Source organism: Photobacterium sp. J15 (genome assembly GCF_963870815.1).
In the GTDB taxonomy this organism is placed as follows: Bacteria; Pseudomonadota; Gammaproteobacteria; order Enterobacterales; family Vibrionaceae; genus Photobacterium; species Photobacterium marinum.
Window position 1 is genome coordinate 3345445 of sequence record NZ_CAWMUI010000001.1, and the last position, 22857, is coordinate 3368301.

The 22857-nt window shown below is 50.3% G+C and carries 19 protein-coding genes; 7 read left to right on the forward strand and 12 right to left on the reverse strand.

Annotated features, from left to right (window positions below; all coding sequences use genetic code 11):
• Nucleotides 1–105: 105 nt before the first annotated feature.
• Nucleotides 106–585 (forward strand): arginine repressor, encoded by a 480-nt coding sequence (locus AACQ93_RS14925; protein ID WP_007467696.1) that lies wholly within the window; start codon nucleotides 106–108, stop codon nucleotides 583–585.
• Nucleotides 586–690: 105 nt separating this feature from the next.
• Complete coding sequence (locus AACQ93_RS14930; protein WP_007467695.1) at nucleotides 691–1077, forward strand: RidA family protein; 387 nt, start codon at nucleotides 691–693, stop codon at nucleotides 1075–1077.
• Nucleotides 1078–1169: 92 nt separating this feature from the next.
• On the opposite strand, the gene idi is transcribed toward AACQ93_RS14930, so the two are convergent.
• The 8 genes from idi to nudF form a co-directional block, all read right to left on the reverse strand.
• Nucleotides 1170–1694: an isopentenyl-diphosphate Delta-isomerase gene (gene idi / locus AACQ93_RS14935; protein ID WP_064605928.1), complete on the reverse strand. Its 525-nt coding sequence runs from the start codon at nucleotides 1692–1694 to the stop codon at nucleotides 1170–1172.
• Nucleotides 1695–1778: 84 nt separating this feature from the next.
• The gene (locus AACQ93_RS14940; protein ID WP_064605929.1) at nucleotides 1779–2504 is read right to left on the reverse strand and encodes a 1-acylglycerol-3-phosphate O-acyltransferase; all 726 of its coding nucleotides are present in this window, start codon (nucleotides 2502–2504) and stop codon (nucleotides 1779–1781) included.
• A gap of 161 nt (nucleotides 2505–2665) precedes the next feature.
• Nucleotides 2666–4930: a DNA topoisomerase IV subunit A gene (gene parC / locus AACQ93_RS14945; RefSeq protein WP_064605930.1), complete on the reverse strand. Its 2265-nt coding sequence runs from the start codon at nucleotides 4928–4930 to the stop codon at nucleotides 2666–2668.
• Between the two features lie 114 nt (nucleotides 4931–5044).
• Nucleotides 5045–6928, reverse strand: coding sequence for a DNA topoisomerase IV subunit B (parE, locus tag AACQ93_RS14950; protein WP_007467687.1), 1884 nt, complete (start codon nucleotides 6926–6928; stop codon nucleotides 5045–5047).
• Nucleotides 6929–7068: 140 nt separating this feature from the next.
• A complete protein-coding gene (gene yqiA / locus AACQ93_RS14955) occupies nucleotides 7069–7647 on the reverse strand; it encodes an esterase YqiA (protein WP_064605931.1) in 579 nt (192 codons plus the stop codon).
• A complete protein-coding gene (gene cpdA / locus AACQ93_RS14960) occupies nucleotides 7648–8472 on the reverse strand; it encodes a 3',5'-cyclic-AMP phosphodiesterase (RefSeq protein ID WP_064605932.1) in 825 nt (274 codons plus the stop codon).
• Nucleotides 8473–8503: 31 nt separating this feature from the next.
• Nucleotides 8504–8932, reverse strand: a complete 429-nt coding sequence (locus AACQ93_RS14965; RefSeq protein WP_084419176.1) for a DUF1249 family protein — start codon at nucleotides 8930–8932, stop codon at nucleotides 8504–8506.
• A gap of 25 nt (nucleotides 8933–8957) precedes the next feature.
• Nucleotides 8958–9596, reverse strand: a complete 639-nt coding sequence (gene nudF / locus AACQ93_RS14970) for an ADP-ribose diphosphatase (RefSeq protein WP_064605934.1) — start codon at nucleotides 9594–9596, stop codon at nucleotides 8958–8960.
• A gap of 251 nt (nucleotides 9597–9847) precedes the next feature.
• Here nudF and tolC point away from each other — a divergent pair, with 251 nt between their 5' ends.
• A complete protein-coding gene (tolC, locus tag AACQ93_RS14975; RefSeq protein ID WP_064605936.1) occupies nucleotides 9848–11137 on the forward strand; it encodes an outer membrane channel protein TolC in 1290 nt (429 codons plus the stop codon).
• A 100-nt stretch (nucleotides 11138–11237) separates the two neighbouring features.
• Here the strand turns inward: tolC and hldE are convergent, their stop codons facing one another.
• From hldE to AACQ93_RS14990, 3 genes are all read right to left on the reverse strand, one after another.
• On the reverse strand, nucleotides 11238–12668 hold the full coding sequence (gene hldE, locus AACQ93_RS14980) for a bifunctional D-glycero-beta-D-manno-heptose-7-phosphate kinase/D-glycero-beta-D-manno-heptose 1-phosphate adenylyltransferase HldE (protein ID WP_064605938.1): 1431 nt from the start codon (nucleotides 12666–12668) through the stop codon (nucleotides 11238–11240).
• A 67-nt stretch (nucleotides 12669–12735) separates the two neighbouring features.
• Entirely contained in the window at nucleotides 12736–15585 is a 2850-nt protein-coding gene (glnE, locus tag AACQ93_RS14985; RefSeq protein WP_064605940.1) for a bifunctional [glutamate--ammonia ligase]-adenylyl-L-tyrosine phosphorylase/[glutamate--ammonia-ligase] adenylyltransferase, read from the reverse strand.
• A gap of 109 nt (nucleotides 15586–15694) precedes the next feature.
• Nucleotides 15695–17296: a methyl-accepting chemotaxis protein gene (locus tag AACQ93_RS14990; RefSeq protein WP_064605942.1), complete on the reverse strand. Its 1602-nt coding sequence runs from the start codon at nucleotides 17294–17296 to the stop codon at nucleotides 15695–15697.
• 226 nt (nucleotides 17297–17522) lie between these two features.
• Here AACQ93_RS14990 and AACQ93_RS14995 point away from each other — a divergent pair, with 226 nt between their 5' ends.
• Entirely contained in the window at nucleotides 17523–18329 is an 807-nt protein-coding gene (locus tag AACQ93_RS14995; RefSeq protein WP_064606746.1) for a potassium channel family protein, read from the forward strand.
• A gap of 61 nt (nucleotides 18330–18390) precedes the next feature.
• Here the strand turns inward: AACQ93_RS14995 and AACQ93_RS15000 are convergent, their stop codons facing one another.
• Nucleotides 18391–19905: a CYTH and CHAD domain-containing protein gene (locus AACQ93_RS15000; RefSeq protein ID WP_064605944.1), complete on the reverse strand. Its 1515-nt coding sequence runs from the start codon at nucleotides 19903–19905 to the stop codon at nucleotides 18391–18393.
• Nucleotides 19906–20089: 184 nt separating this feature from the next.
• On the opposite strand from AACQ93_RS15000, the gene AACQ93_RS15005 reads away from it, so the two are divergent.
• The 3 genes from AACQ93_RS15005 to AACQ93_RS15015 all read left to right on the forward strand — a co-directional run bounded on the left by AACQ93_RS15005 (nucleotide 20090) and on the right by AACQ93_RS15015 (nucleotide 22803).
• Entirely contained in the window at nucleotides 20090–20770 is a 681-nt protein-coding gene (locus tag AACQ93_RS15005; protein ID WP_007467652.1) for a TIGR00153 family protein, read from the forward strand.
• Between the two features lie 32 nt (nucleotides 20771–20802).
• Nucleotides 20803–22071 (forward strand): inorganic phosphate transporter, encoded by a 1269-nt coding sequence (locus tag AACQ93_RS15010; RefSeq protein WP_007467650.1) that lies wholly within the window; start codon nucleotides 20803–20805, stop codon nucleotides 22069–22071.
• A gap of 114 nt (nucleotides 22072–22185) precedes the next feature.
• Nucleotides 22186–22803 (forward strand): TIGR04211 family SH3 domain-containing protein, encoded by a 618-nt coding sequence (locus AACQ93_RS15015; protein ID WP_064605946.1) that lies wholly within the window; start codon nucleotides 22186–22188, stop codon nucleotides 22801–22803.
• Nucleotides 22804–22857: the final 54 nt, after the last annotated feature.

The window sequence follows — 22857 nt, forward strand, 5'->3', positions numbered from 1 at the left end:
AAATACGGCGAGGCAACGCTTCCCGTCACAATAATGCTGGCTACTAAAACGATACGATCTTAATACCCTGTGAATTACAAGGAGTTGCCCGTGAATGGATCCGATATGCACGGTGCGATTGATGCATTTCAAAATGATGAGAACATCGCCACGGCCTGCAAACGCCTGCTGCAACAGCAAAGTTTCTCGACCCAAGATGAAATCCGTCAGCAGCTAATAGCTATGGGCTTTGACGATGTCAGCCAATCAACCGTTTCTCGTCTGCTGTCTCGCCTCGGTGTGGCAAAAGTACCGAATGCTTATGGTAAAAAAGTCTACTGCCTGACAGTAGAAAATGAGCCGGTTCAAGTTGGCTCCTCTATCTCATCGCAGATTGAGTTTATTACCCATAACCAACTGGTGGTAGTGGTCAAAACCCACCCCGGCGGTGCCCAACTGGTTGCCCGCCTGATTGATATCCAGCCCCACGCTGAAATCTTGGGAACTGTTGGTGGTAATGACACGGTAATGGTGGCACCAAAAGACATCGGCCGCATTGAAGAATGCGAGCGTGTTGTCAAAGCCCGACTGGGAATTCCAGCTTAAGCAAAATACGTGCTACAGCAAACAGGAAATGCTTTGACCTGAACGATTTTGGGCTGCAAACTAGTGCCCTCTTAAAAGTTGCAAATGACTTAATAAGGACAAACAATGACTCAAGTACTACACACAGATCAGGCTCCAGCAGCTATCGGCCCTTACGTACAGGGTGTTGACCTAGGCAATATGGTTCTTACTTCTGGCCAGATCCCTGTGAACCCAGCTACCGGTGAAGTTTCAGAAGATATCGCCGAGCAGGCTCGTCAGTCTCTGGAAAACGTTAAAGCTGTAGTTGAATCTTCAGGCCTTAAAGTAGCTGATATCGTGAAAATGACTGTGTTTGTCAAAGACCTGAATGACTTTGCAACAGTCAACGAGGTATACGGTAAGTTCTTCGATGAGCACAACGCACCGTACCCTGCACGTTCTTGTGTTGAAGTAGCACGTCTGCCAAAAGATGTGAAAATTGAAATCGAAGCGATTGCAGTTCGTAAATAATCGCTAAAGATATGAATATGAAAAGCTGTCTGACGACAGCTTTTTTTTCGCCTGAGCTTACTCTTTACCTTATATAAAAAGTCTAGAAGTATTTAATTTGCCAAAGTATGTTCGAATACTTTGCCAAACCAGGCGGTAAAACGGTGCGGCTCTGATTCCAGCGCCTGCTCAAGCTCTGCCTGCGGCCACCAGCGATAAGCCATCACCTCATCGGCATTCGGTGTCACTTCAAGCTCTGAAACCCCGGCTACCAACACATGATCCAACTCGTGCTCGACAAGTTGGTTATCCAGTTCGGCCCGGTAAACAAATGCCGCCACATCTTCCAGGTGCTCAAGGTCAACAATACCCATTTCTTCTTCCAGGCGGCGCAAGCCGGCCTGCTCAAGGGTTTCCCCCTGACGCGGATGGGAGCAACATGTATTAGTCCACAAACCACCGCTATGGTATTTACCCATCGCGCGTTGCTGCATCAGAAATTCTTTGCCATTACCTGTTTCACGGTATAACAGAACAGAAAACGCCAGATGCAGAGCGCCATCGCGGTGAGCTTGCATTTTTTCCTGCAATCCCAGCACAGAGCCCTGAGGGTCAACGAGTACAACCTGTTCTTCCATCTTGATCTCACTAAAAACAAAAAGGACACGCCATGCATGCCCTTATCTAAACGTACCGAGCTTAACCGCCGGTATCAATCGTTATTATTTCGCCGAGCGCTGAGCGGCTTCTTCGTTAAGCTCTGTCAGCTTGGCTTCCATCATATCGCGGCACTGAGAAGACAGTTCACGAACATCTTCTTTAGTATACCCTTCTGTTGATATCGGTGGCAGTACTTCAACAATCACCACACCGTTATCCCAGCGATTCAAGTTAACTTTATCTGTTGTACTACAAACAACAGGCACGACAGGCACGCCTGCGCCAATTGCCGCATGGAAAGCACCGGTCTTAAAAGGAAGCAGACCACGGCCTCGGGAGCGGGTACCTTCCGGGAACATCCACACAGACACTTGCAGCTGTTTAATTTTATCAACCACCTGACCGATAGTACCGACCGCCTTGGAACGGTTAGCGCGGTCAATCAATATATTACCAGTCAGCCAGTACAACTGACCAAACAGTGGCAGCCAGACCAGGCTTTTCTTACCGACGGTTACTGTACGAGGCATTACAGCACCGGCAATAGTGAACAAATCGAAGTTGTTCTGGTGGTTACCGACATAAACGCTGGCACCAAATTTTTCCGCGCCTTCAGGGTAGCGAATTTCCAATTTAATGCCGAAAACACGTGACATCTTACTGAACAGGCGGCCGAAAGTATGCACATGTTTCGGGTTCCGCGGACTGAACAAACAGTAGCCACAGCCAAATACAAACATGACGATGGCAAAAATTGCGACAGCGACAAGGCGCAATATTAAAATCATGGATCTCTCCTCAGCGTACAAGCGTTCGCTAGTATACTCAGGCAACGGGAAATTACACCCTTTATGTGTACGATTTACTCAGTATGGTCGCAATAATAAAAAGCTGAATAATAAAAAAGCCCTCAAATGAGGGCTTTTTCTCGTTCAACGTACCAAAATGCTTACTCTTCGGCAGATGACTCTGGCAATTCAATATCCATCCGGGTAACACGTTGCAAGCCACGCGGCAGCATGGCGCCTCGGCGACCTCGCTCACCTCGGAAGTTATCCAGATCTGACGGCTTAAGCCCCAGCTTACGCTTACCGGCATGCAATGTCAGATGGCTCCCCTTAGGCAGAACAACCAGATGTGACAAGAACTCTTCACGCGCCTTGGAACGGGCTGCTGGAATATTAATGATCTTGTTACCCTTACCTTTGCTCAGCTTCGGCAAATCCTGAATTGGGAACAACAACATACGGCCTTCATTGGTGATCGCCAGAATTTCATCCGAATCGATATCCCCGATTGGCTGTGGCTGCATCACCTCGGCACTTTCCGGTACCGTCAGCAAGGCTTTACCATTCTTGTTCTTCGATACCATATCAGAGCACTTACAGATAAAGCCGTAGCCAGCATCCGACCCCATCAGCCACAACTGATCGTCTTCAGCCATCATGACATGACGCATATGGCTACCCGGTGTCAGATTCAGGCGACCGGTGATCGGCTCACCCTGACTACGTGCAGAAGGAAGTGTATGTGATTCAAGAGCATAACTGCGGCCATCAGTTCCCAGGAATACCGCAGGCAGATTACTCTTACCACGGGCATGAGCCAGATAGCCATCACCAGACTTATAACTCAGTGAGGTCGGATCAACATCATGACCTTTAGCATGGCGAATCCAGCCTTTCTCAGACAACACAACCGTGATCGCTTCACTCGGGATCAGGTCGCGCTCAGTCAGCGCTTTGGCTTCTTCACGCTCAACCAGCGGAGAACGACGGTCATCACCGTACTTCTCAGCATCAGCCAGAATTTCTTTCTTGATCAGGGTATTTAGGCGGCGCTCAGAGCCCAGTAGCTTCTCAAGCTTTTCTCGCTCTTTCGTCAACTCATCCTGCTCGCCGCGGATCTTGATCTCTTCCAGCTTAGCCAACTGGCGCAGCTTGATTTCAAGGATTGCATCAGCCTGAATTTCACTCAGGCCGAAACGAGCCATCAACTCTGCTTTCGGATCATCCTCATTACGGATGATTTCAATCACTTCATCAATGTTCAGGTAAGCCACCAGCAAACCATCGAGGATGTGGAGGCGGGCGATCACTTTGTCCAGACGATATTGCAAACGGCGGCGAACTGTCGAGCGGCGGAACTCCAGCCATTCACCCAGGATCTGAACCAGGCCTTTAACTTGCGGACGGCCGTCCAGGCCCAGCATGTTAAGGTTTACACGGAAGCTCTTTTCCAGATCCGTTGATGCAAACAGGTGGTTCATCAACTGCTCGCAGTCAACACGGTTCGAACGCGGAACAACCACGATGCGAGTCGGGTTTTCGTGATCCGATTCGTCACGCAGGTCATCCACCATAGGCAGCTTCTTCGCTCGCATCTGGCTGGCAATCTGCTCTAGCAGCTTAGCTCCGGAAACCTGGTGCGGCAGCGCCGTGATCACAATATCACCGTTCTCTTTATGCCATACAGCACGCATCTTGATACTGCCACGGCCAGTACGGTAAACCTTCTTCAGATCGCTCTTAGGTGTAATGATTTCAGCTTCTGTCGGATAATCCGGGCCCTGAACAAAGCCCATCAGATCATCTAAATCCGCCTTCGGATTCTCAATCAGATGTACCGCTGCATTTGCCACTTCACGAGCATTGTGCGGCGGAATATCGGTTGCCATACCAACGGCAATACCGGTCACCCCGTTAAGCAGGATGTGCGGCAGACGAGCCGGCAGCATCTTAGGCTCTTTCATGGTGCCGTCGAAGTTAGGGATCCAGTCGGCGGTTCCCTGCCCCAGCTCACCCAGCAGGACTTCTGAGAAACGGGACAAGCGCGATTCGGTATAACGCATCGCAGCGAAAGATTTCGGATCATCCGGCGCACCCCAGTTACCCTGACCGTCAACCAGCGGGTAGCGGTATGAAAATGGCTGGGCCATCAGCACCATGGCTTCATAACAAGCCGAGTCACCATGCGGGTGGTATTTACCCAGTACGTCACCGACGGTGCGCGCCGATTTCTTGTACTTCGCAGTCGCTGACAGGCCAAGCTCAGACATTGCGTAGATAATACGGCGCTGTACCGGCTTCAGGCCATCACCGATAAACGGCAGGGCACGGTCCATGATTACGTACATGGAGTAATTGAGATAAGCGTCTTCAGTAAACTTCCTCAGCGGGAGCTGTTCAACGCCGTCCATTGAGACATCAGTCATCGTTGGGTATTCCGTTCAATCAATTCTTTGCGACCGCCTGCAACCGGGTTACAGGCCGTCAGCATCATATTCTGAAATAGTCTTGCGGACACAGTTCAGTAACAACCAGCGGGCTTACACCTCGGCCATGTCACCTTTTTCCTGTAGCCAGTGGCGACGATCTTCTGCGCGTTTCTTGCCCAGTAGCATATCCATCATTTCATTGGTCTGGCTGTCATCATCAATAGTCAGCTGAACCAGGCGACGGGTATTCGGATCCATGGTGGTCTCACGCAACTGCAGCGGGTTCATCTCACCCAGACCTTTGAATCGCTGTACGTTGATCTTGCCACGCTTCTTGCTCAGGCGCTCAATGATCACTTCTTTCTCGGCTTCATCCAGGGCGTAATGAACTTCTTTCGCCTGATCGATTCGGTAAAGCGGTGGCATAGCGATATAAACATGGCCGGCGCGTACCAGTGCTTCGAAATGCTTCATAAACAAAGCACAAAGCAAGGTTGCGATGTGAAGACCATCGGAGTCCGCATCGGCAAGGACACAAACCTTACCGTAGCGCAGGCTGCTAAGGTCGTTGCTATCCGGGTCGATACCCAGCGCAACAGAAATGTCGTGAACTTCCTGAGAGCCCAGAACCTGATCAGCAGACACTTCCCAGGTGTTCAGGATTTTACCGCGCAGTGGCATGATAGCCTGGTATTCACGATCACGGGCCTGTTTGGCAGAACCGCCCGCCGAGTCACCCTCCACCAGGAAGAGTTCGGTTCGGCTCAGATCCTGCTGCGAACAGTCTGCCAGCTTACCTGGCAGTGCCGGACCGGATGCCACTTTCTTACGTACCACTTTCTTGCTGGCACGCATACGGCGGTGAGCATTGGCAATACACACTTCCGCCAGCTGCTCAGCCAGCTGCGGGCGCTCGTTCAGCCACAGGCTGAAAGCATCTTTAACCACACCAGAAACAAAGGCGGCGCACTGACGCGAAGACAAACGCTCTTTAGTCTGACCTGCAAACTGCGGATCCTGCATCTTAACCGACAGTACGTAAGCACAGCGGTCCCAGATATCATCAGCAGTTAGCTTAACGCCACGCGGCAGCATATTGCGGAATTCACAAAACTCACGCATTGCATCCAGCAGGCCCTGACGCAGACCGTTTACATGGGTACCACCCTGAGCCGTCGGGATCAGGTTAACGTAACTTTCGGTGATCAGCTCACCGCCTTCCGGCAGCCACAGCAGGGCCCAGTCGGCCGCTTCTGTCTGACCACTGAACACACCGGTAAACGGCTCTTCCGGCAGCAGGGTGTATCCCTTCACGCCTTCAGCCAGATAGTCTTTCAGACCATCTTCATAGCACCAGCGCAGGGTTTCATCTGTATTTTTATCCGTAAAGACAATTTCAAGGCCAGGACACAGTACCGCCTTGGCCTTCAGTACGTTCTTAAGACGCGACACCGAGAATTTCGGGCTGTCGAAGTACTGAGCATCCGGCCAGAAGTGAACACGGGTACCTTTGGCACGACGGCCACAGGTGCCGATCACCTCAAGCTCAGAGACCTTATCGCCGTTCTCAAACGCGATCTGGTAAATCTGGCCTTCACGCTTAACCGTGACTTCGACCCGAGTCGACAGGGCATTTACTACCGAGATACCTACCCCGTGCAAACCACCGGAGAACTGGTAGTTCTTACCTGAGAACTTACCACCGGCATGCAACTTACAAAGGATCAGTTCAACACCTGATACCCCTTCTTCCGGGTGGATATCCACCGGCATACCACGACCGTCATCGACAACTTCAAGCGACTGGTCTGCATGGAGGATAACTTCAACTTTGCGGGCATGACCGGCCAATGCTTCATCGACACTGTTATCGATAACCTCTTGGCCGAGGTGGTTTGGCCTCACCGTATCGGTGTACATGCCGGGACGGCGGCGTACTGGCTCAAGGCCATTAAGAACCTCAATGGCTCCGGCGTTATAGCTTTGATCTGTCATATTACGGAAGTTTACGAGAAAATTTTGCCACAATAGTCAGTAACCCCAGCCCGGTTGTCAAGCTGAGGTCGAGGATAAGGCCCACAATTGTGAGTCCGGCTCCACTGTCTGCCAGTCATATTATGCGACAGGATTAACAGTCAGAGCCCAAGGAAATTGATGATTTCAGCGGGAAAACGTTCAAAGCCGACAAAACTGTGGTCACCATCCGGCTCCACTGTCTGGCGGCAGGCTGCATACTTTTCTACGGCCTGGCGATAGTCGAGAATTTCATCACCTTCCTGCTGCAACAGCCAGAATAAGGCAGGATTTTTAATTTCAGGCACGTCCATCAGCCTCAGTTCATCCATGTGCTTTTCTTCAAGCAAATAGCGCTCACCAGTATAAGGATTTTCCTGTTCACCCAGGTAATCCACCAGCAGCTCATAAGGCTTCACAGCCGGATTAACCAACACTGCCGGCAACTGGTAACGGTGATTAAGCCAGGTAGAAATATACCCCCCCAGCGAACTGCCGACCAACCCGACCTGATATTCATGCCGCAAAGAGTCCACCAGGTTATCGATAAACTCAGCGGCCTGTGCCGGATAACATGGCATCTGCGGGATTTCGACCCGGATATCCGGACGATGACGGTGACAGTAATCAGCCATCATCGTCGCCTTCATTGATTTCGGCGAGCTGTTAAAGCCATGAATATAAAGCAGTAAAGGTTTCATTTAGTAACCACCGGAATCAAACTCAGGAGCGAAATCTTTGCCATCCAGGCGGTATACCGACGTCACCACGTCGCCATCTTTGGTCAGTTCAAGATAGCGCCATCCCGGATTTTGCGGGTCAAGAGCAAAGTCGCTGGAATCAGGTAGAAACTGAATGCAAGTCGACGGTGTCGCCAACACTCTTACTCCATTGTGGATGCGATCCAGCTCCTGATGGATATGACCACAAAGTACGGTTTTGACTTGCGGATACTGATCAACCACCTTCCAGAATGCCGAAGCATTATGCAACTTATGCTGATCCAGCCAGGTGCTGCCAGCTTCTAACGGATGATGATGCAATAGCACCAGAGCATGGCGCTCCGGGTGAGCAGCCAGCGCCTCATCCAACATAGCCAGTTGCTCTTCACGCAACTCACCGTGCGGCACGCCCTGTACCTGGCTATCAAGCAGAATAACCTGCCAGTGATCGCCAGCAAGTACCTGATGGCATGGTTTAATCGTCGGAGCCGGCAGAACGGACGCCATGTTCGGCTGGAAGTCATGGTTACCCGGCAACCAGAAGCACGGCTGCTGCCAGCGGGCAATACCACTGATAAAACGCTGATAAGAATCTTCACTGTGATCCTGCGAGATATCGCCCGTGGCAACGATGGCGTCAAACGGGCGCGCAGCATCATCTACAGCATCCAGAACTGCATGAAAACTGTCTTTTGTCGCGACCCCCAACAGGCTACCAGCCTCATTCGCAAACAAGTGGGTGTCGGTGATTTGAAGGAGAACCACGCTTTCCGGGTTCGTCTGTGGCAGAGAATACGTCTGCAAAACGTCAAAAACCTTGTCTATCTAAATACTGTTAACAAACCGATTGTTTGCTGATTCCATTTTTCAGGCAATAGGCCAGCCAGTCACCCAAAAAGCGATTCACCTGATGTTTTTCATCTTTTTGATGCATTCGCAAATTGGGGTAATCATACCGCGGCTGCAGCCGAGAAATCTGCTGAGCGGAACACACTTCTGCCACTCTGGCATCGTGATAAAGCCGAACCGTCAGGCGGGGCACCAGGTAATCAGGTAACTCCCCTTCGGAACACTGCCACAGCTCAATTACTGTGGTGTAACGGGTCGACTCCGTAATTTTCAACTGATATTCATGGTCGAAAACTTTATATACACACTCATCCCCCACTGTGTCAGTTTTTGGCAGCAATGGAAGCAGCTTCGCATAATTTGTCTCATATAAACGCATGATGCCAGCAAAATCAACGGAATATCTTTTATTCAATCGGGGTCCTTAAACCAATGGGTGGTTATTGAGCCTGAGACTGTAAACGTAAATAGTTTAGCTGCAACCACTGCAGTGCAATGATTGATGCCGCATTTTCAATTCTACCAGATTCCACCCAACGGTATGCTTCCTGTCGCGAAACAACATGAACCCGAATATCTTCGCCCTCATGAGCCAGGCCATGAATACCATTGGCCTTGCTGCTGTCGACACGCCCGACAAAGACATCCAGCATCTCGGAGCAACCACCGGAACTCGACAGGTAACGGGTAACTTTTTCCAGATGAGTGACAGATACACCAGCCTCTTCAACCGCTTCCCTGCTTACTACATCTTCAGGTGTTTCATTAGGTTCAATAATGCCGGCTACAATTTCCAGCTGCCATGGCGAACACTCTGCAGCCATGGCTCCAACCCTGAACTGTTCGACCAGAACAACTTTGTCCTCAGCCGGATCATAGGGTAACAGGGCGGCGGCGTGCCCTCGTTCGAACATCTCACGCTCGATCGGCTCACTCCAGCCTCCGGCAAAAAGTTTATGGCGAAAACGATACTTCACCATGCTGAAATATCCCTGATACAGCGTTTCCGTTGCTAAAACTTCAACATCATCTTTACCATAAACATTCGTTCCGGATTCTGTTGGTACCCTATTACTCATCTGTCATCTCCCTTTGCTATATATCTTTTCATTCAAAATGCCTGTCAGCAATGATTAAATTCAACATTCATGACAAATATTATGATTTTTTTTAAGTCCAATTTTACAGTTGGATAGATTACAATCACATATGATTAAGTAAACAGCGTAAAATTAAGTAAAAGTGTTCATTGATCAGTTTCAGGCAAGGTATCTTCGAATAAACTAAATTTTTTGCTCTCTTTATATTGTCAGGACCAGGAAAGGCATCCATGAAAAAATTGCTTCCGCTTATCATTAGCGTTGCGCTTGGTGGCTTCAGCCAGGCGTCACTAGCTGACGATCTAGCCGATATCTACCAACAAGCCAAACAAAACGACCCTCAGCTACTTCGTGCTGCCGCTGATAAAGATGCAGCGTTTGAAGCGATTAACTCCACCCGAAGTGCGCTATTGCCGCAAATTAACCTGACGGCTGGCTACAATGTTGCACGCATGGATGGTGATACAGAGGGCTTCAATGGCGGATTGACGCTGGACCAGTCGATTTACAACCGTTCAAGCTGGGTTAACCTGGACATCAGCGAAAAGCAGGCACGCCAGAGTGATGCAGCTTATGCTTCAGCTCAGCAAGGTCTGATCCTTCGCGTATCCAATGCTTACTTTGATGTACTTAGAGCGATGGACAACCTTGAGTTTGTCCGCGCTGAAAAAGCAGCCGTAGGCCGCCAGCTGGAGCAGACCAAGCAACGTTTTGAAGTAGGCCTGTCAGCCATCACTGACGTCCATGATGCTCAGGCACAGTATGACAGCGTACTGGCTAATGAAATCCTGGCTGAAAATGATCTGACCAACAGCTACGAAGGCCTGCGTGAAATTACCGGTCAGGAACACAAGACACTGGATATCCTAGATACCCGCCGCTTCTCGGCCAGTGGTCCTCAGGCGAAAGTGCTGGAGCTGATCAAAAACGCAGAAAATGAAAACCTGAGCTTGCTGACATCCCGCATCACTCAGGATATCGCTCGTGACCGTATCGCTCTGGCGGAATCAGGTCACCTGCCGACTCTGTCATTCAATGCCGGCTACAGCTATGACGAAAAGCAGCCAAGTAAAAGCGATGACGGCACACTGACTGCCGGTATCAACCTGAACCTGCCGGTATACACCGGTGGCCGTACAACATCTGAAGTGAAACAGGCGCAGTTCAGCTATGTTTCAGCCAGTGAAGATCTGGAAGGTTCATACCGCAGTGTTGTTAAAGATGTTCGCGCTTTCTACAACAATATCAACGCATCAATCGGTGCTATCCGTGCTTTCCAGCAGGCTGTGATTTCTGCTCAGTCAGCACTGGAAGCAACTGAAGCCGGTTTTGATGTGGGTACCCGTACTATTGTTGACGTACTGGATGCAACCCGCCGCCTGTATGATGCTAACCGTCAGCTGGCTAATGCCCGCTACGACTACATCATCAGTCAGCTTCAGCTGAAACAGGCTGTTGGCTCTCTGAATGAACAAGATGTAGTTGATGTAAACGCAGGCCTGGTAACAGCCAAAAAATAAGCGTCACCGTCACGTTTAACAGACAACAAAAAAGCGCCATCAGTGATGGCGCTTTTGCTTTGGTCGGAGCCAGGAGGGCCTGACAAGGCTATGCGGAATATTAACCGCGGCCACCACGAATCGCTTCGATAATTTCCGTAGTTGAACAGCCGTCTTCAAAGTTCAGAACGCGCACTTCACCGCCCGCATCAACCACTTCTTTACCACCGGCAATTTCTTCCGGTTTGTAGTCGCCGCCCTTAACCAGGATATTCGGCAGAATTTCACTGATAAGACGCTGTGGCGTTTCTTCCGTAAACGGAACAACCCAGTCAACCGCACCCAAGCCTGCCAATACCGCCATACGGCGATCTTCAGGGTTAACCGGACGACCTGGGCCTTTCAGAGCCTGAACAGAGCTGTCAGAGTTCACAGCCACAATCAGGCGATCACCCAGCTTAGCCGCTTCATTCAGGTAAGCCACATGACCGGCATGCAGAATGTCGAAACAACCATTAGTCATAACCACTTTCTCGCCACGAGCTCGTGCAGCCTGCACGGCCAGCTTAAGCTGCGCCTCGGCAATGACACCAAAACCGATGTCCTGGCTACCGTGAATCGCTTCTGTCAATTCAATAGTCGACAGAGTTGATGTACCCAACTTACCAACCACCACACCGGCAGCGGCATTTGCCAGCTTACACGCGTCAGGCAAAGATTTACCAGCAGCTAAGGAGGCTGCCAGTACAGAAACCACTGTATCCCCGGCACCGGTCACATCGTACACTTCCTTCGCCTGAGTCGGCATGTGCATTGGCTCCTGGCCTTTCTGCAACAAAGTCATACCATGTTCGCTACGGGTGATCAGTAGAGCCTCAAGATCATACTGCTCAATCAGACCGAAACCTTTCTCAACCAAATCGTCCTCTGAGCTCACCTTACCGACAACAGCTTCAAACTCTGACAGGTTCGGGGTCAGCAGCGTTGCACCACGGTAGCGCTCAAAATCAGTTCCCTTAGGGTCAACCATGACAGGAATCCCGGCCTGGCGAACACGAACAATCATGTCCTGAACATGTTCCAGCGTACCCTTTGCGTAATCCGATAACACGACAACTTTCATGTTTGGCAACAAAGCATCAATGCGAGGCAGGATCAACTCAGCTTTCACATCATGGAAACCATCTTCAAAATCCAGACGAATCAATTGCTGACCACGGCTGATTACGCGCAATTTTGTTGTCGTCGGATAATCCGGCAGAGAAACGAAGTCACAATGAACATCCAGCGATGATAACTTTTCTTGCAGAGCTTGAGCCTGCTCATCAGCTCCCGTCAAACCAATCAAACGGGCATGACCGCCCAGAGCAGCAATATTCATTGCCACGTTGGCCGCGCCGCCCGGACGCTCTTCGATCTGATCAACCTTAACTACAGGTACTGGCGCTTCAGGCGAAATTCGCCCGGTTGGTCCATACCAATAACGGTCAAGCATGACATCACCAACAACCAAAACACCTGCTTGATCATAATCAGGAAGCGTCAGTTTCATTATTATCTCCGGGATAGTAAAAACGGAAAAATACTAACACAAAGCTTTGTTAGTCTGCACCTTGAGGTTAAACAGACAAGCTTTGAGACCAAATCTGCTGCACAACCTTGCGCTCTGCAATGAATTTATCCTCAGGAACATATGCGGCCTGGCCCAATAAGTTCAGCCGATGGATCTCATCACGCATGCAACAGTAAGCATTTTTTAAAGCTTCGGCATCCGGGGGGCTCATGATCCCGCATTGCGCCATAGTATCGAAAATGCGGACATTATCAGACCAGCGCGTCAGCGCTTTCTCACCAGCAGCGTGTTGCAATACCAGGTATTGAGCAATAAATTCAATATCGGTAATCCCGCCTTCATCCTGTTTGAGGCCGAACATACCAGCTTTTTTGCTGCCAAGGTGCTCTCGCATTTTTTGGCGCATCTCAACAACCTGCTGCTGCAATTGCTGCGGCTCTCTCTCCTGCATCAGGGTGTGGCGACGAATTTCGGCAAAACCTTGCAGCAACAACGGATCACCATAAACCATACGAGCCCTGACCAGAGCCTGATGCTCCCAGGTCCAGGCTTCTTGTTGCTGGTAATCGGCAAATGCTTCCATGGTACTGACCAGCAAGCCGGACGCGCCGGACGGACGTAACCGGACATCCACTTCATACAGCACCCCGGAAGCAGTTCGGGTTGAGAACAGGTGAACGATACGCTGTGCCAGGCGCAGATAGAACTGGCGGCCGTCAATTTCCTTTCTGCCGTTAGTGTAGACATCAGCCGGGCAATCATGGAGGAAAACCAAGTCCAGATCAGAGCCATACCCCAGCTCCCAACCACCAATTTTACCGTAGCCAATCACACCAAACCCCTTGCCTTCCCGCTCCTGCAGGTGGGATGGTTCGCCATATTTTTCCACCATCTGCAGCCAGGCCTGATTCACTACCGCTCCGATAATAGCTTCGGCCAGGTAGGTAAGGTGATCGCTAACTTTCATCAGCGGCAGAGCACCCGCGATATCAGCAGCCGCTATCCGCAATAGCTGAGCCTGCTTGAACTGGCGGATCGCCTCCATTTGTTGCTCCATATCCTCTTCAGGGATCCTTGCCAGATACTCGTGCAATTCATCACGGTAGTGTTCCAGTGGAGTCGGGTTATAGAGGTGTTGAGGATCCAACAGTTCATCAAGCAATATTGGATACAGAGTTAGCTTCTCAGCTACCATAGGGCTGGCTGCGCACAAACGAACCAGTTGATCCAGCGCTGCAGGGTGCTCACTCATCAGTTCCAGGTATGTGGTACGGGTTGCGACCTTGGTGATCAGCTTTGTCACCCGGGTTAATACCGATTCGGCATCCGGACGGGTAACGATACGCATCAAAACTTCCGGCATCAGCTTGGCCAGCACTTCTCTTCCGCGCGGCCCCAGTGTGCGCTTCGATAACTCCGCTTTCATCTCTTGGAGAATATTGGCCTGGCTCGCCACGTCAGAAGCCCCCAGCTCATCAAGAATGTTGTGCAGCACTTCTTCATTTTTAACCATTGCCCACATTTCCTGATACCGGGCACCGGCGGCAGTATGATCTTCTTCTTCGCCGTTACCGATAATGTCATCGAACACCTGATGAATGGCGCTCATATGAGCTTCGACATCACTCAACAGCAATGTCCAATCTTCGTAGCCCATGGCACTGGCAAGACGAATTTGATCCAGCGGTTTATCCGGCAGTGTCTGAGTCTGCTTATCATCTATGGCCTGCAGCAGATTCTCTAAACGGCGCAAAAATGCATAGCCCTGCTCAAGAGCTGTGATCTGTTCCACCGGCAACAGGGACAATTGTTTCATCGCGGCCAACGTTTCCAATAACCCGCGATGACGCAGGCTCGGCTCACGACCGCCGCGGATCAGCTGGAATGACTGGGCAATAAACTCCACTTCCCGGATCCCGCCGGCTCCCAGCTTGATGTTATTGCTCAGGCCACGACGACGAACTTCACTGCTGATCATCGACTTCATCCGTCGCAGCGACTGAATGGCACTGAAATCAATATAACGGCGGAACACAAAAGGTCGCAGCATCTGACGCAACTCCCGATACTGACTGAAGCTTTCCCGCCCCATCACCCGGGCTTTGATCATCGCGTAGCGTTCCCAGTCCCGCCCCTGTTCCTGGTAATAATCTTCAAGAGCCGCATAGCTCATTACCAGCGGCCCACTATCACCAAACGGACGCAAGCGCATATCGACCCGATAACAGAAACCATCAAATGTTTGCTGATCCAGCACTTTAATCAATCGCTGCCCCAGGCGGGTAAAAAACTGGGCATTGGCTAAACTGCGTCGCCCGCCTTGGGTTTCACCGTTTTCCGGGTAGGTAAAAATAAGGTCAATATCGGATGAAAAGTTCAGCTCCCCGCCACCCAGCTTGCCCATCCCGAGGATCAACATCGGCTGAGCTTCTCCCTGTTCGTTCACGGGCGTTCCCCACTCCTGACAGCATTGAGTATAAAGCCAGTTATAGGCTTCCATGATCAGTGCTTCTGCCAGTTGGGAAAGGTGCTCAAGGCTTTGATTCAGAGATGCCTTGCCAGTGAAATCCCGCCAGGCAATCCAGGTCATCTCCTGGCGGCGAAAAGCGCGTAACAATCGCATCAGGCTGTTTTCATCGGTTGCTGCAGCCAGCTTTTCAGCCAACTGACAACGGTACAGGCAGGCATGGTCATGATCGTCAACATGATCTGCCAACCATGGCAACAATCGGCTGTCACGCACAATCGAGGCGGTAATAAAATCGCTGTACCCCAGCACCTGACGCAGTTCACCCTGACGTTCCTGCGGCCATTGTGCCAACAGTTCCGGATGGGCTTGCTGAATTTTTTCAATGGCCTTATCGGCAGCAGCAGTCAATCGTTCAGGCTGGGTCATTACAGTTCCTTTTTGTTATTCCGCTTATATCCAATAACATAACACAACGCCCGCATATTAGCGGGCGTTGTTATCATTCAACAATCACGTTCAGGGAACGTAACTCAAATCAGATGTGGAAAGCCTGAATCTTACCTTCCAGTTCAGTGGCATGGTTCTGCACCATATCTGAAGTCTCTGACAACTCAGATACCACCACTACTGACGCTTCAACCAGTTCACGAACATTAGTCAGGTTCTGGCTCATTTCATCAGCCACGGTGCTCTGCTGCTCAGCAGCTGAAGCAATCTGGAAGTTCATATCATTAATCCGCTGAACCTGATCCACGATCTTATCCAGCTCGCCACCAGCATTGGTAACCAGTTCAACCCCTTCTGCGGCTTCAACTACACTCTGCTCCATCAGACCAACAGCCTGTTGAGCGCTGTTCTGCAACTGGGAAATCATTTCCTGGATTTCGACCGTCGCCGTTTGAGTGCGCTGGGCAAGATTTCGAACTTCATCGGCAACCACGGCAAAACCACGACCGGCGTCACCGGCACGGGCCGCTTCAATCGCAGCGTTCAGAGCCAACAGGTTGGTCTGCTCAGAGATACTTTGGATGGTAACGATGACACTGCCAATCTGCTCGACACGATCTTCAACCTGGCTAACGGCATTGGCCGACTGGCTGATATCCTGAGAAAGCTGGTTAATGGTGCCAATGGTTTCAGAAACAAACTGCTGCCCCTGCTTAGCCTGAACCGACGTTCCTTCCGTAGCTTCCGAAGCTTCACGGGCGTGATCAGCGACCGTCTGAACCGTCGAGGTCATCTCGCTCATCGCTGATGCCAGCTGATCAACTTCATTGAACTCTTCCTGAGAAGACTCTTTGGTTTCCGCCATACTGATCGACATGATTTCCGCCAGGCCTGACAATTCAGAAGCAGCATCACGCTGACTGCGGATAACATCATGCAGCTGGATTCGGGTCTTCTCCAGCTCACGAGCCAGATCGCCGTATTCATCACCACAGTCCATATCAATCGGCTCAGAAAGGTTACGCGCAGCAAGCAACTGAATACTGTCAGCAAGGTAACGGGTCTGGCGCAGCATGACACTAGAACCACTCAGCAGAATCACCACAAAAGCGATTATCATTAAGCCGGTCTGCCAAGCAACCTGAACCAGGTAAGCGCCGTGATAAGCTTCAGCTTCTGATGCCGGCTGCGATGCCACCACCAGCCAGTTCCACTGCGACAGTTCGACAGCATATTCAAACCGCTCCTGATTATCGAAAACAAAGCCGGAAGAGCCGGAAAGTTGGCTGAGGTAGCCGGAAAGGGATGTCCCGTTTTCTAGCGGGGAGTTCAAATCACGGAGCGTGCGGGCCTGAGGGTGTCCAATTACTTTGCCGCTGTCGCGCTCAACCAGGTAAAGGTAAGCGTCGTTTTTCAAGCTGCCAACCTGTGCCGACACAGCTTTTTCAGCCATTGCTTTACCTGATTCCCCCTGAGCGAGGAATGTTTTCAGCATTGCCGCATTGACCTCGGCCAGCTCTTTCGAGCGATCCTGCTGAATTTCAATCACCGACTGGTAAAAGGTGTTGGCGTCCCACAGTTGTTTACCTATCAGCAAAACCGTACTGAACACCATCAACAGCACTAACTTTGGCACCAACCGGATATTCGTCAGCCCTTTTTCCCATGGTTTGAACACCATCCTCGCCATTTGGAATCTCCATATTAAATTGTTACCGCCTTCCAGCAACTTGTACTAAGAGAGGCGATTTTATTGCTCGGGAAGCTAATAGCCTGCAGCGCTATTGTTCCGCTTATTGTCGACAGTAAGAGACCCCCGTCTCCTGCCGAAACTAATATAATGTTGTGATTTATTTTTTTGCCCAAAACAATAGCTGCTATTCTATATGTCGGCATGCTATTGCAAAAATTTAATGATGAAAAAGATCGACGCCATCAAACACGAACTCAATCCCATGAGCCTAATGGCCCTAGTATTATCTTTTGTCTCACTAGCGATTGTGACAAGCTTAATATTTATTCCAAGAAGTGAAGGCATTTATTCACTGTTCCTCGGTCTTGACTCTTTCATCTGCCTGCTTTTCTGGTGCCAGCTTCTTACCGACCTGATCCGTAGTAACGACAGGAAAGATTACCTTAAACACCACTGGCCAGATTTTATTGCCAGCATCCCGGTTATCGAGCCGGTCCGCTTTGCCCGGGTCGTGCAAATATTCAGAGTGATAAGGCTGATCCGCTCCGGCCAGCAGGTTATCAACCACATTCGTCGTAACCGCCGTGAAGCAACCATCGCCTCCATTTTCCTGCTCCTGACGGTACTGGTCACTGTCGGCTCTGCACTGATGCTGTTATTTGAAGGCAGCGATCCCGAGGCGAATATCCACTCAGCCGGAGACGCAATCTGGTGGGTACTGGTGACCATCTCAACCGTCGGCTATGGCGACCATTATCCAGTTACCGTCTTTGGCAAGACTCTGGCAGCTGTCATCATCATCTGCGGTGTCGGGTTATTCGGTATGGTGGCAGGCCTGATCAGCTCAATCATTTCTGATCCGGCTAAAAAGAAAGAACAACAAGCACGCAGACATGAAGAAGAGTGGCAGCAAATGCTGCAAAACCAGCAACAGATGATTGAGCGCCTCACCCGCCTGGAGAGCCAGCTCAATCAACAGGCTATCGAAAAACAAAAAACCAACCGCAATAAGCACGAATTGCAAGAATAAAAAAACGCCCCGCAACAGTGCGGGGCGTTTTTAGTAACCTTATTCGACATTCAGTCTGACATCACGGCCAGTAAGGTGCCTGTTCAATACCATTCAGACGAGTTTGCTCCATGGCATGAAGCAATGATTCTTCCTGACGAGACAGCCATTTTTCTATCTGGCAGCGATCTTCATCGTCCTGTTGTTCCAGCAGAAGTCTGATCGGTTCCAGATGACGTAAGTCTTCAATACCGCGCAGCAAATCAAGCCACGGCAACCTGAAGCCTGAACGTTTCTCCTCGTCATAGAGTTTCGCGAAGCACAGGCCACTCATCAGGTTACGGGTTAAACGCGGCTGTTGATCTAAATAATCAACCCGTCCCAGCTGACGCTGGACAGGGAACACTTCAGCCAGTTCTTCCCAGGAGCGGGCCAATACATTATCAGCAAACTCCTTAATATTCTTTGCCAAACGAGCTCGGGCTTTATCATCCAGGAACGGCTGCCAGCCACGGCTCAGAATCCAACGGCTCAGATCAAGCAGCAGGCCACAGTAACGAGCTGATTCAAATAGCTCCAGTACTTCATCTGTTTCCGGCAGTTCTTCCTGTCGGGCTTTAAGCTGTTTCATCAACGCCTTACGGGCATTGAGCTTTTTAAGAGCATGCCCTTTTTCTGCCAGCAGATGATCAATGCTGGCAAACTCATCAAGCCATTCAAGCTCGCCTTCGAGCCAATTCAGCTCCTGACGCAGTAAAGCACTGGCTCGACGCGGAATCATACCGCCGAACATGACCAGTGTCTGGCGAATTAGCGTCAGTGCCTGATGAATTTGGTTCAGTGCAGCCTGCTCCTGACGCTCAACATAAATCTGCTCATGGTAGTGCCAGTGAGCCAGCGCGTGTTCGAGCGTTTGAACAAACACAGACTCAACACTGTCATCTGTCTTTACCGGTACAAACTGCATAGGTTTGACTTCGTCTCCCTGGTAACCAGATGCCAGACGGTAGCCACGGGCCGCCTTACTCAGGTTTCCAAGACGCATGCCACCATCAGCACACAATTCACGGGCAAGGATAAATAATGCATCAGTCTGGCCGGATTTCAGTTCCAGCTCCACTTCGCAAATCGGACAGGTCTTGCCATTAGCACTAACTTCCCCCTGGTCGAACGCCAGTTCAATCTGACTGCCGTCCGGCATGGCAATAAGCCACTGCTGACGCTCAAAGTCGGTAGAGAAAAGTGGAGCTAATTGTTGCTGCACCAAGGCAACATCAATATCTCCGGGCCATGCATCGGCCGGATAAAGGGAAAGATCTGGATCATTACCGCTGACTTCAGCATTGTATTCCGGACGCTGGTGCAATCCTGCTACCACTCGTCCCGCTGTTTTCAGGGTCTGAACAAAAACATCGTCAAAGCGACGGACCCGAAGGCCAATATCGTGCTGGCGAAGTATTTGGTCTGGGGTGTCGAAGTAGACATTACCTAACATTCGACTACTTTGCTGCAGTATTTTCGCTTCAGATATTTTGCGTAATAATTGACTCGAAAAGTCTGGTGAGACGAAAAACTTCAGTTCTATCTCGGTTTCCATAGTTATACCTATAAACAGTGGCAAACCAAGCATATTTCCAATTTCGTTTCGGGGCAAGCACGAAATATCGACAAAACCTTGATCGAAATTAGTTCCACTATACTGACTTATACGTTAACATGCGCGCCTCAATGACCATCGCTCAAGATTTAGCCTTGTACGGCACTCTTTAGGTTGATCGGCTATGCCAGTAAATACAATTATGGGGCTCTTTGCTAAATCCCCAATCAAACCGCTGCAACGTCATGTTACTCGTGTAACAGAGTGTTGCGAATTGCTTGTTCCTTTTTTCGAGGCGTGTCACGCCGGCGATTGGGACAAAGCAACCACCTTACGCGAACAGATCTCGCAGCTTGAAAAAGATGCGGATGTGTTGAAGCGTGAGATCCGCCTTAAACTACCCCGTGGTCTTTTCATGCCAGTAGATCGTACTGACATGCTTGGCCTTCTGACACAGCAGGATAAGCTTGCTAACCTGTCCAAAGACATCGCTGGTCGAGTCCTTGGTCGTCAGCTGCGTATTCCTGATGAGCTATACCCGGATTTCATTGCCTACGTCCAACGTTGCCTTGATGCAGCCAATCAGGCTAGCCGTGTTATTAACGAGCTGGATGAATTGCTGGAAACCGGCTTTAAAGGCAGGGAAGTGACTCTGGTTGCTGAAATGATTAATCAGCTGGATGTGATCGAAGACGACACAGACACCATGCAGATTCAATTACGTCAACAACTCATGTCCATCGAAGACCAATATAGTCCGGTGGATGTCATGTTCCTGTACAAAATTCTCGAGTGGGTCGGTAGCATCGCTGATCAGGCACAACGTGTCGGCTCGCGATTAGAGATCATGCTATCGCGCTCTTAAACTAGAGAGTTTAATAAAAACAAGGTTTTACAATGGAAATCCTGGCTAATTACGGCACCGTGATTATCATGGTGGCGGCTTTTTTTGGTTTTTTAATGGCCGTAGGTATTGGTGCGAACGACGTTGCCAATGCCATGGGGACATCTGTAGGCTCCAAAGCGCTAACTGTTAAACAGGCAATCATCATTGCGATGATTTTTGAATTTGCCGGTGCTTATCTGGCTGGCGGTGAAGTAACAGACACCATCCGTAAGGGTGTAATTGAGACTTCACACTATGCAGCACAACCAGAAATTCTGGTTTACGGTATGATGTCAGCTTTGCTGGCAGCCGGTACCTGGCTGCTTGTAGCGTCTTACATGGGTTGGCCTGTATCTACAACACACTCAATCATCGGTGCCATCATCGGTTTTGCGTGCGTTTCTGTTGGTACTGAGGCTGTCGACTGGAGCTCTGTTCAGGGTATCGTCGGTAGTTGGATTATTACTCCGTTCATCTCAGGCCTCTTTGCCTACCTGATTTTCATCAGTGCCCAGCGCCTGATTTTTGATACTGACAACCCGCTGGCGAACGCCAAGCGCTTTGTACCTGTATACATGTTCATCACGGCGATGGTCATTGCCCTGGTAACTATTAAGAAAGGTCTGAAGCACGTAGGTCTGCACCTATCCAGCGGTGAAGCCTGGGCGGCATCTGTAGCGATTTCAGCTATTGTTATGCTGTTCGGTTACTTCTACATCGGCCGTAAATACACTGATGACGGTACGTCCGTTGACAGTAACGGTTATGCCGGTGTTGAACGTGTATTCAGCCTGCTTATGGTTGTTACCGCTTGTGCCATGGCTTTTGCCCACGGTTCAAATGACGTTGCTAACGCGATCGGTCCACTTTCAGCAGTTGCATCAACTGTCGAGCACATGGGTGAGATCGCCGCGAAAAGTGAAATCGCATGGTGGATCCTACCGCTTGGCGGTGTCGGTATTGTCGTAGGTCTGGCAACTCTGGGTCATAAAGTAATGGCAACAGTTGGTACCGGCATTACAGAACTGACACCAAGCCGCGGTTTCGCCGCTCAGCTTGCAACAGCATCGACTGTAGTACTGGCATCAGGTACAGGTCTGCCAATCTCAACGACCCAAACTCTGGTTGGTGCCGTACTGGGTGTAGGTTTCGCCCGAGGTATTGCCGCCCTTAACCTGGGTGTAGTTCGCAACATTGTTGCTTCTTGGGTTGTTACCCTGCCTGCCGGTGCTCTGCTTGCCGTCATCTTCTTCTATGTGATGCAAGCCGTCTTCGGTTAAAAGTGGGACAGGTTCAAAAGAGGGAGGCTTAGCCTCCCTCTTTTCTTGCACCCGAGGCACAAAGTTCATAGTATTTGTGTTCAGACAGAATACAGGCTCCTCAAGGACTAAATTGTGAAGCATCTAATCAGCATCCTATTACTCGCTTGCACCGTGCTGGCCCTACCGGTGAAAGCTGCACAGGTTCGTTATATCTCTGACGACCTGTTTACTTACATGCACAGGGGCCCGAGCACTCAGTACCGTATTATCGGCAGCGTTAACTCCGGTACTAAAGTGACTTTGCAGGAAACCAACAAAGAAAGCGGCTTTAGCAAAATCACTGATGACCGCGGCCGTACCGGCTGGGTTAACTCTGATTACATCTCAAAGCAAAAGGGCCTGAAAGAGCGCTACCCTGCTTTGGAAAAAGAACTAAGTGAAGTAAAAGCAGCACTGGCTGAAGCTCAGTCTTCCGGTGATGAGAAAATGGCTAGCCTGAAGAGCTCACTGCAGATCCGTACCGATCAAATCGCAGAGCTTGAATCTCAGAACAACCAGCTGAACGAGCAGCTAATGTCATCTCAGGCTGAAATCCGTGAGCTACGCGCTAAAATCGATACTCAGAAAGATGACCTGCTAATGAAGTGGTTCACCTACGGCGGTATGGTTGCCGGCGCAGGTTTGCTGTTTGGTCTGATCCTGCCGCACCTTATCCCTCGCCGCCGCAAGCGCAACAACGGCTGGGCATAAGCTCTCTATCGGGCAAAAACGAATATAAAAAATGGCAGCCAGGTGGCTGCCATT

Coding starts and splice junctions, on each gene's coding strand:
- AACQ93_RS14940 (WP_064605929.1), bottom strand. CDS start 2,504: ATGATTTTAATATTGCGCCTTGTCGCTGTCGCAATTTTTGCCATCGTC.
- AACQ93_RS14995 (WP_064606746.1), top strand. CDS start 17,523: ATGAAAAAGATCGACGCCATCAAACACGAACTCAATCCCATGAGCCTA.
- yqiA (WP_064605931.1), bottom strand. CDS start 7,647: ATGAAACCTTTACTGCTTTATATTCATGGCTTTAACAGCTCGCCGAAA.
- AACQ93_RS15005 (WP_007467652.1), top strand. CDS start 20,090: ATGCCAGTAAATACAATTATGGGGCTCTTTGCTAAATCCCCAATCAAA.
- glnE (WP_064605940.1), bottom strand. CDS start 15,585: ATGACCCAGCCTGAACGATTGACTGCTGCTGCCGATAAGGCCATTGAA.
- tolC (WP_064605936.1), top strand. CDS start 9,848: ATGAAAAAATTGCTTCCGCTTATCATTAGCGTTGCGCTTGGTGGCTTC.
- AACQ93_RS14930 (WP_007467695.1), top strand. CDS start 691: ATGACTCAAGTACTACACACAGATCAGGCTCCAGCAGCTATCGGCCCT.
- AACQ93_RS14925 (WP_007467696.1), top strand. CDS start 106: ATGCACGGTGCGATTGATGCATTTCAAAATGATGAGAACATCGCCACG.
- nudF (WP_064605934.1), bottom strand. CDS start 9,596: ATGAGTAATAGGGTACCAACAGAATCCGGAACGAATGTTTATGGTAAA.
- AACQ93_RS15000 (WP_064605944.1), bottom strand. CDS start 19,905: ATGGAAACCGAGATAGAACTGAAGTTTTTCGTCTCACCAGACTTTTCG.
- hldE (WP_064605938.1), bottom strand. CDS start 12,668: ATGAAACTGACGCTTCCTGATTATGATCAAGCAGGTGTTTTGGTTGTT.
- AACQ93_RS15010 (WP_007467650.1), top strand. CDS start 20,803: ATGGAAATCCTGGCTAATTACGGCACCGTGATTATCATGGTGGCGGCT.
- idi (WP_064605928.1), bottom strand. CDS start 1,694: ATGGAAGAACAGGTTGTACTCGTTGACCCTCAGGGCTCTGTGCTGGGA.
- parC (WP_064605930.1), bottom strand. CDS start 4,930: ATGACTGATGTCTCAATGGACGGCGTTGAACAGCTCCCGCTGAGGAAG.
- parE (WP_007467687.1), bottom strand. CDS start 6,928: ATGACAGATCAAAGCTATAACGCCGGAGCCATTGAGGTTCTTAATGGC.
- AACQ93_RS14990 (WP_064605942.1), bottom strand. CDS start 17,296: ATGGCGAGGATGGTGTTCAAACCATGGGAAAAAGGGCTGACGAATATC.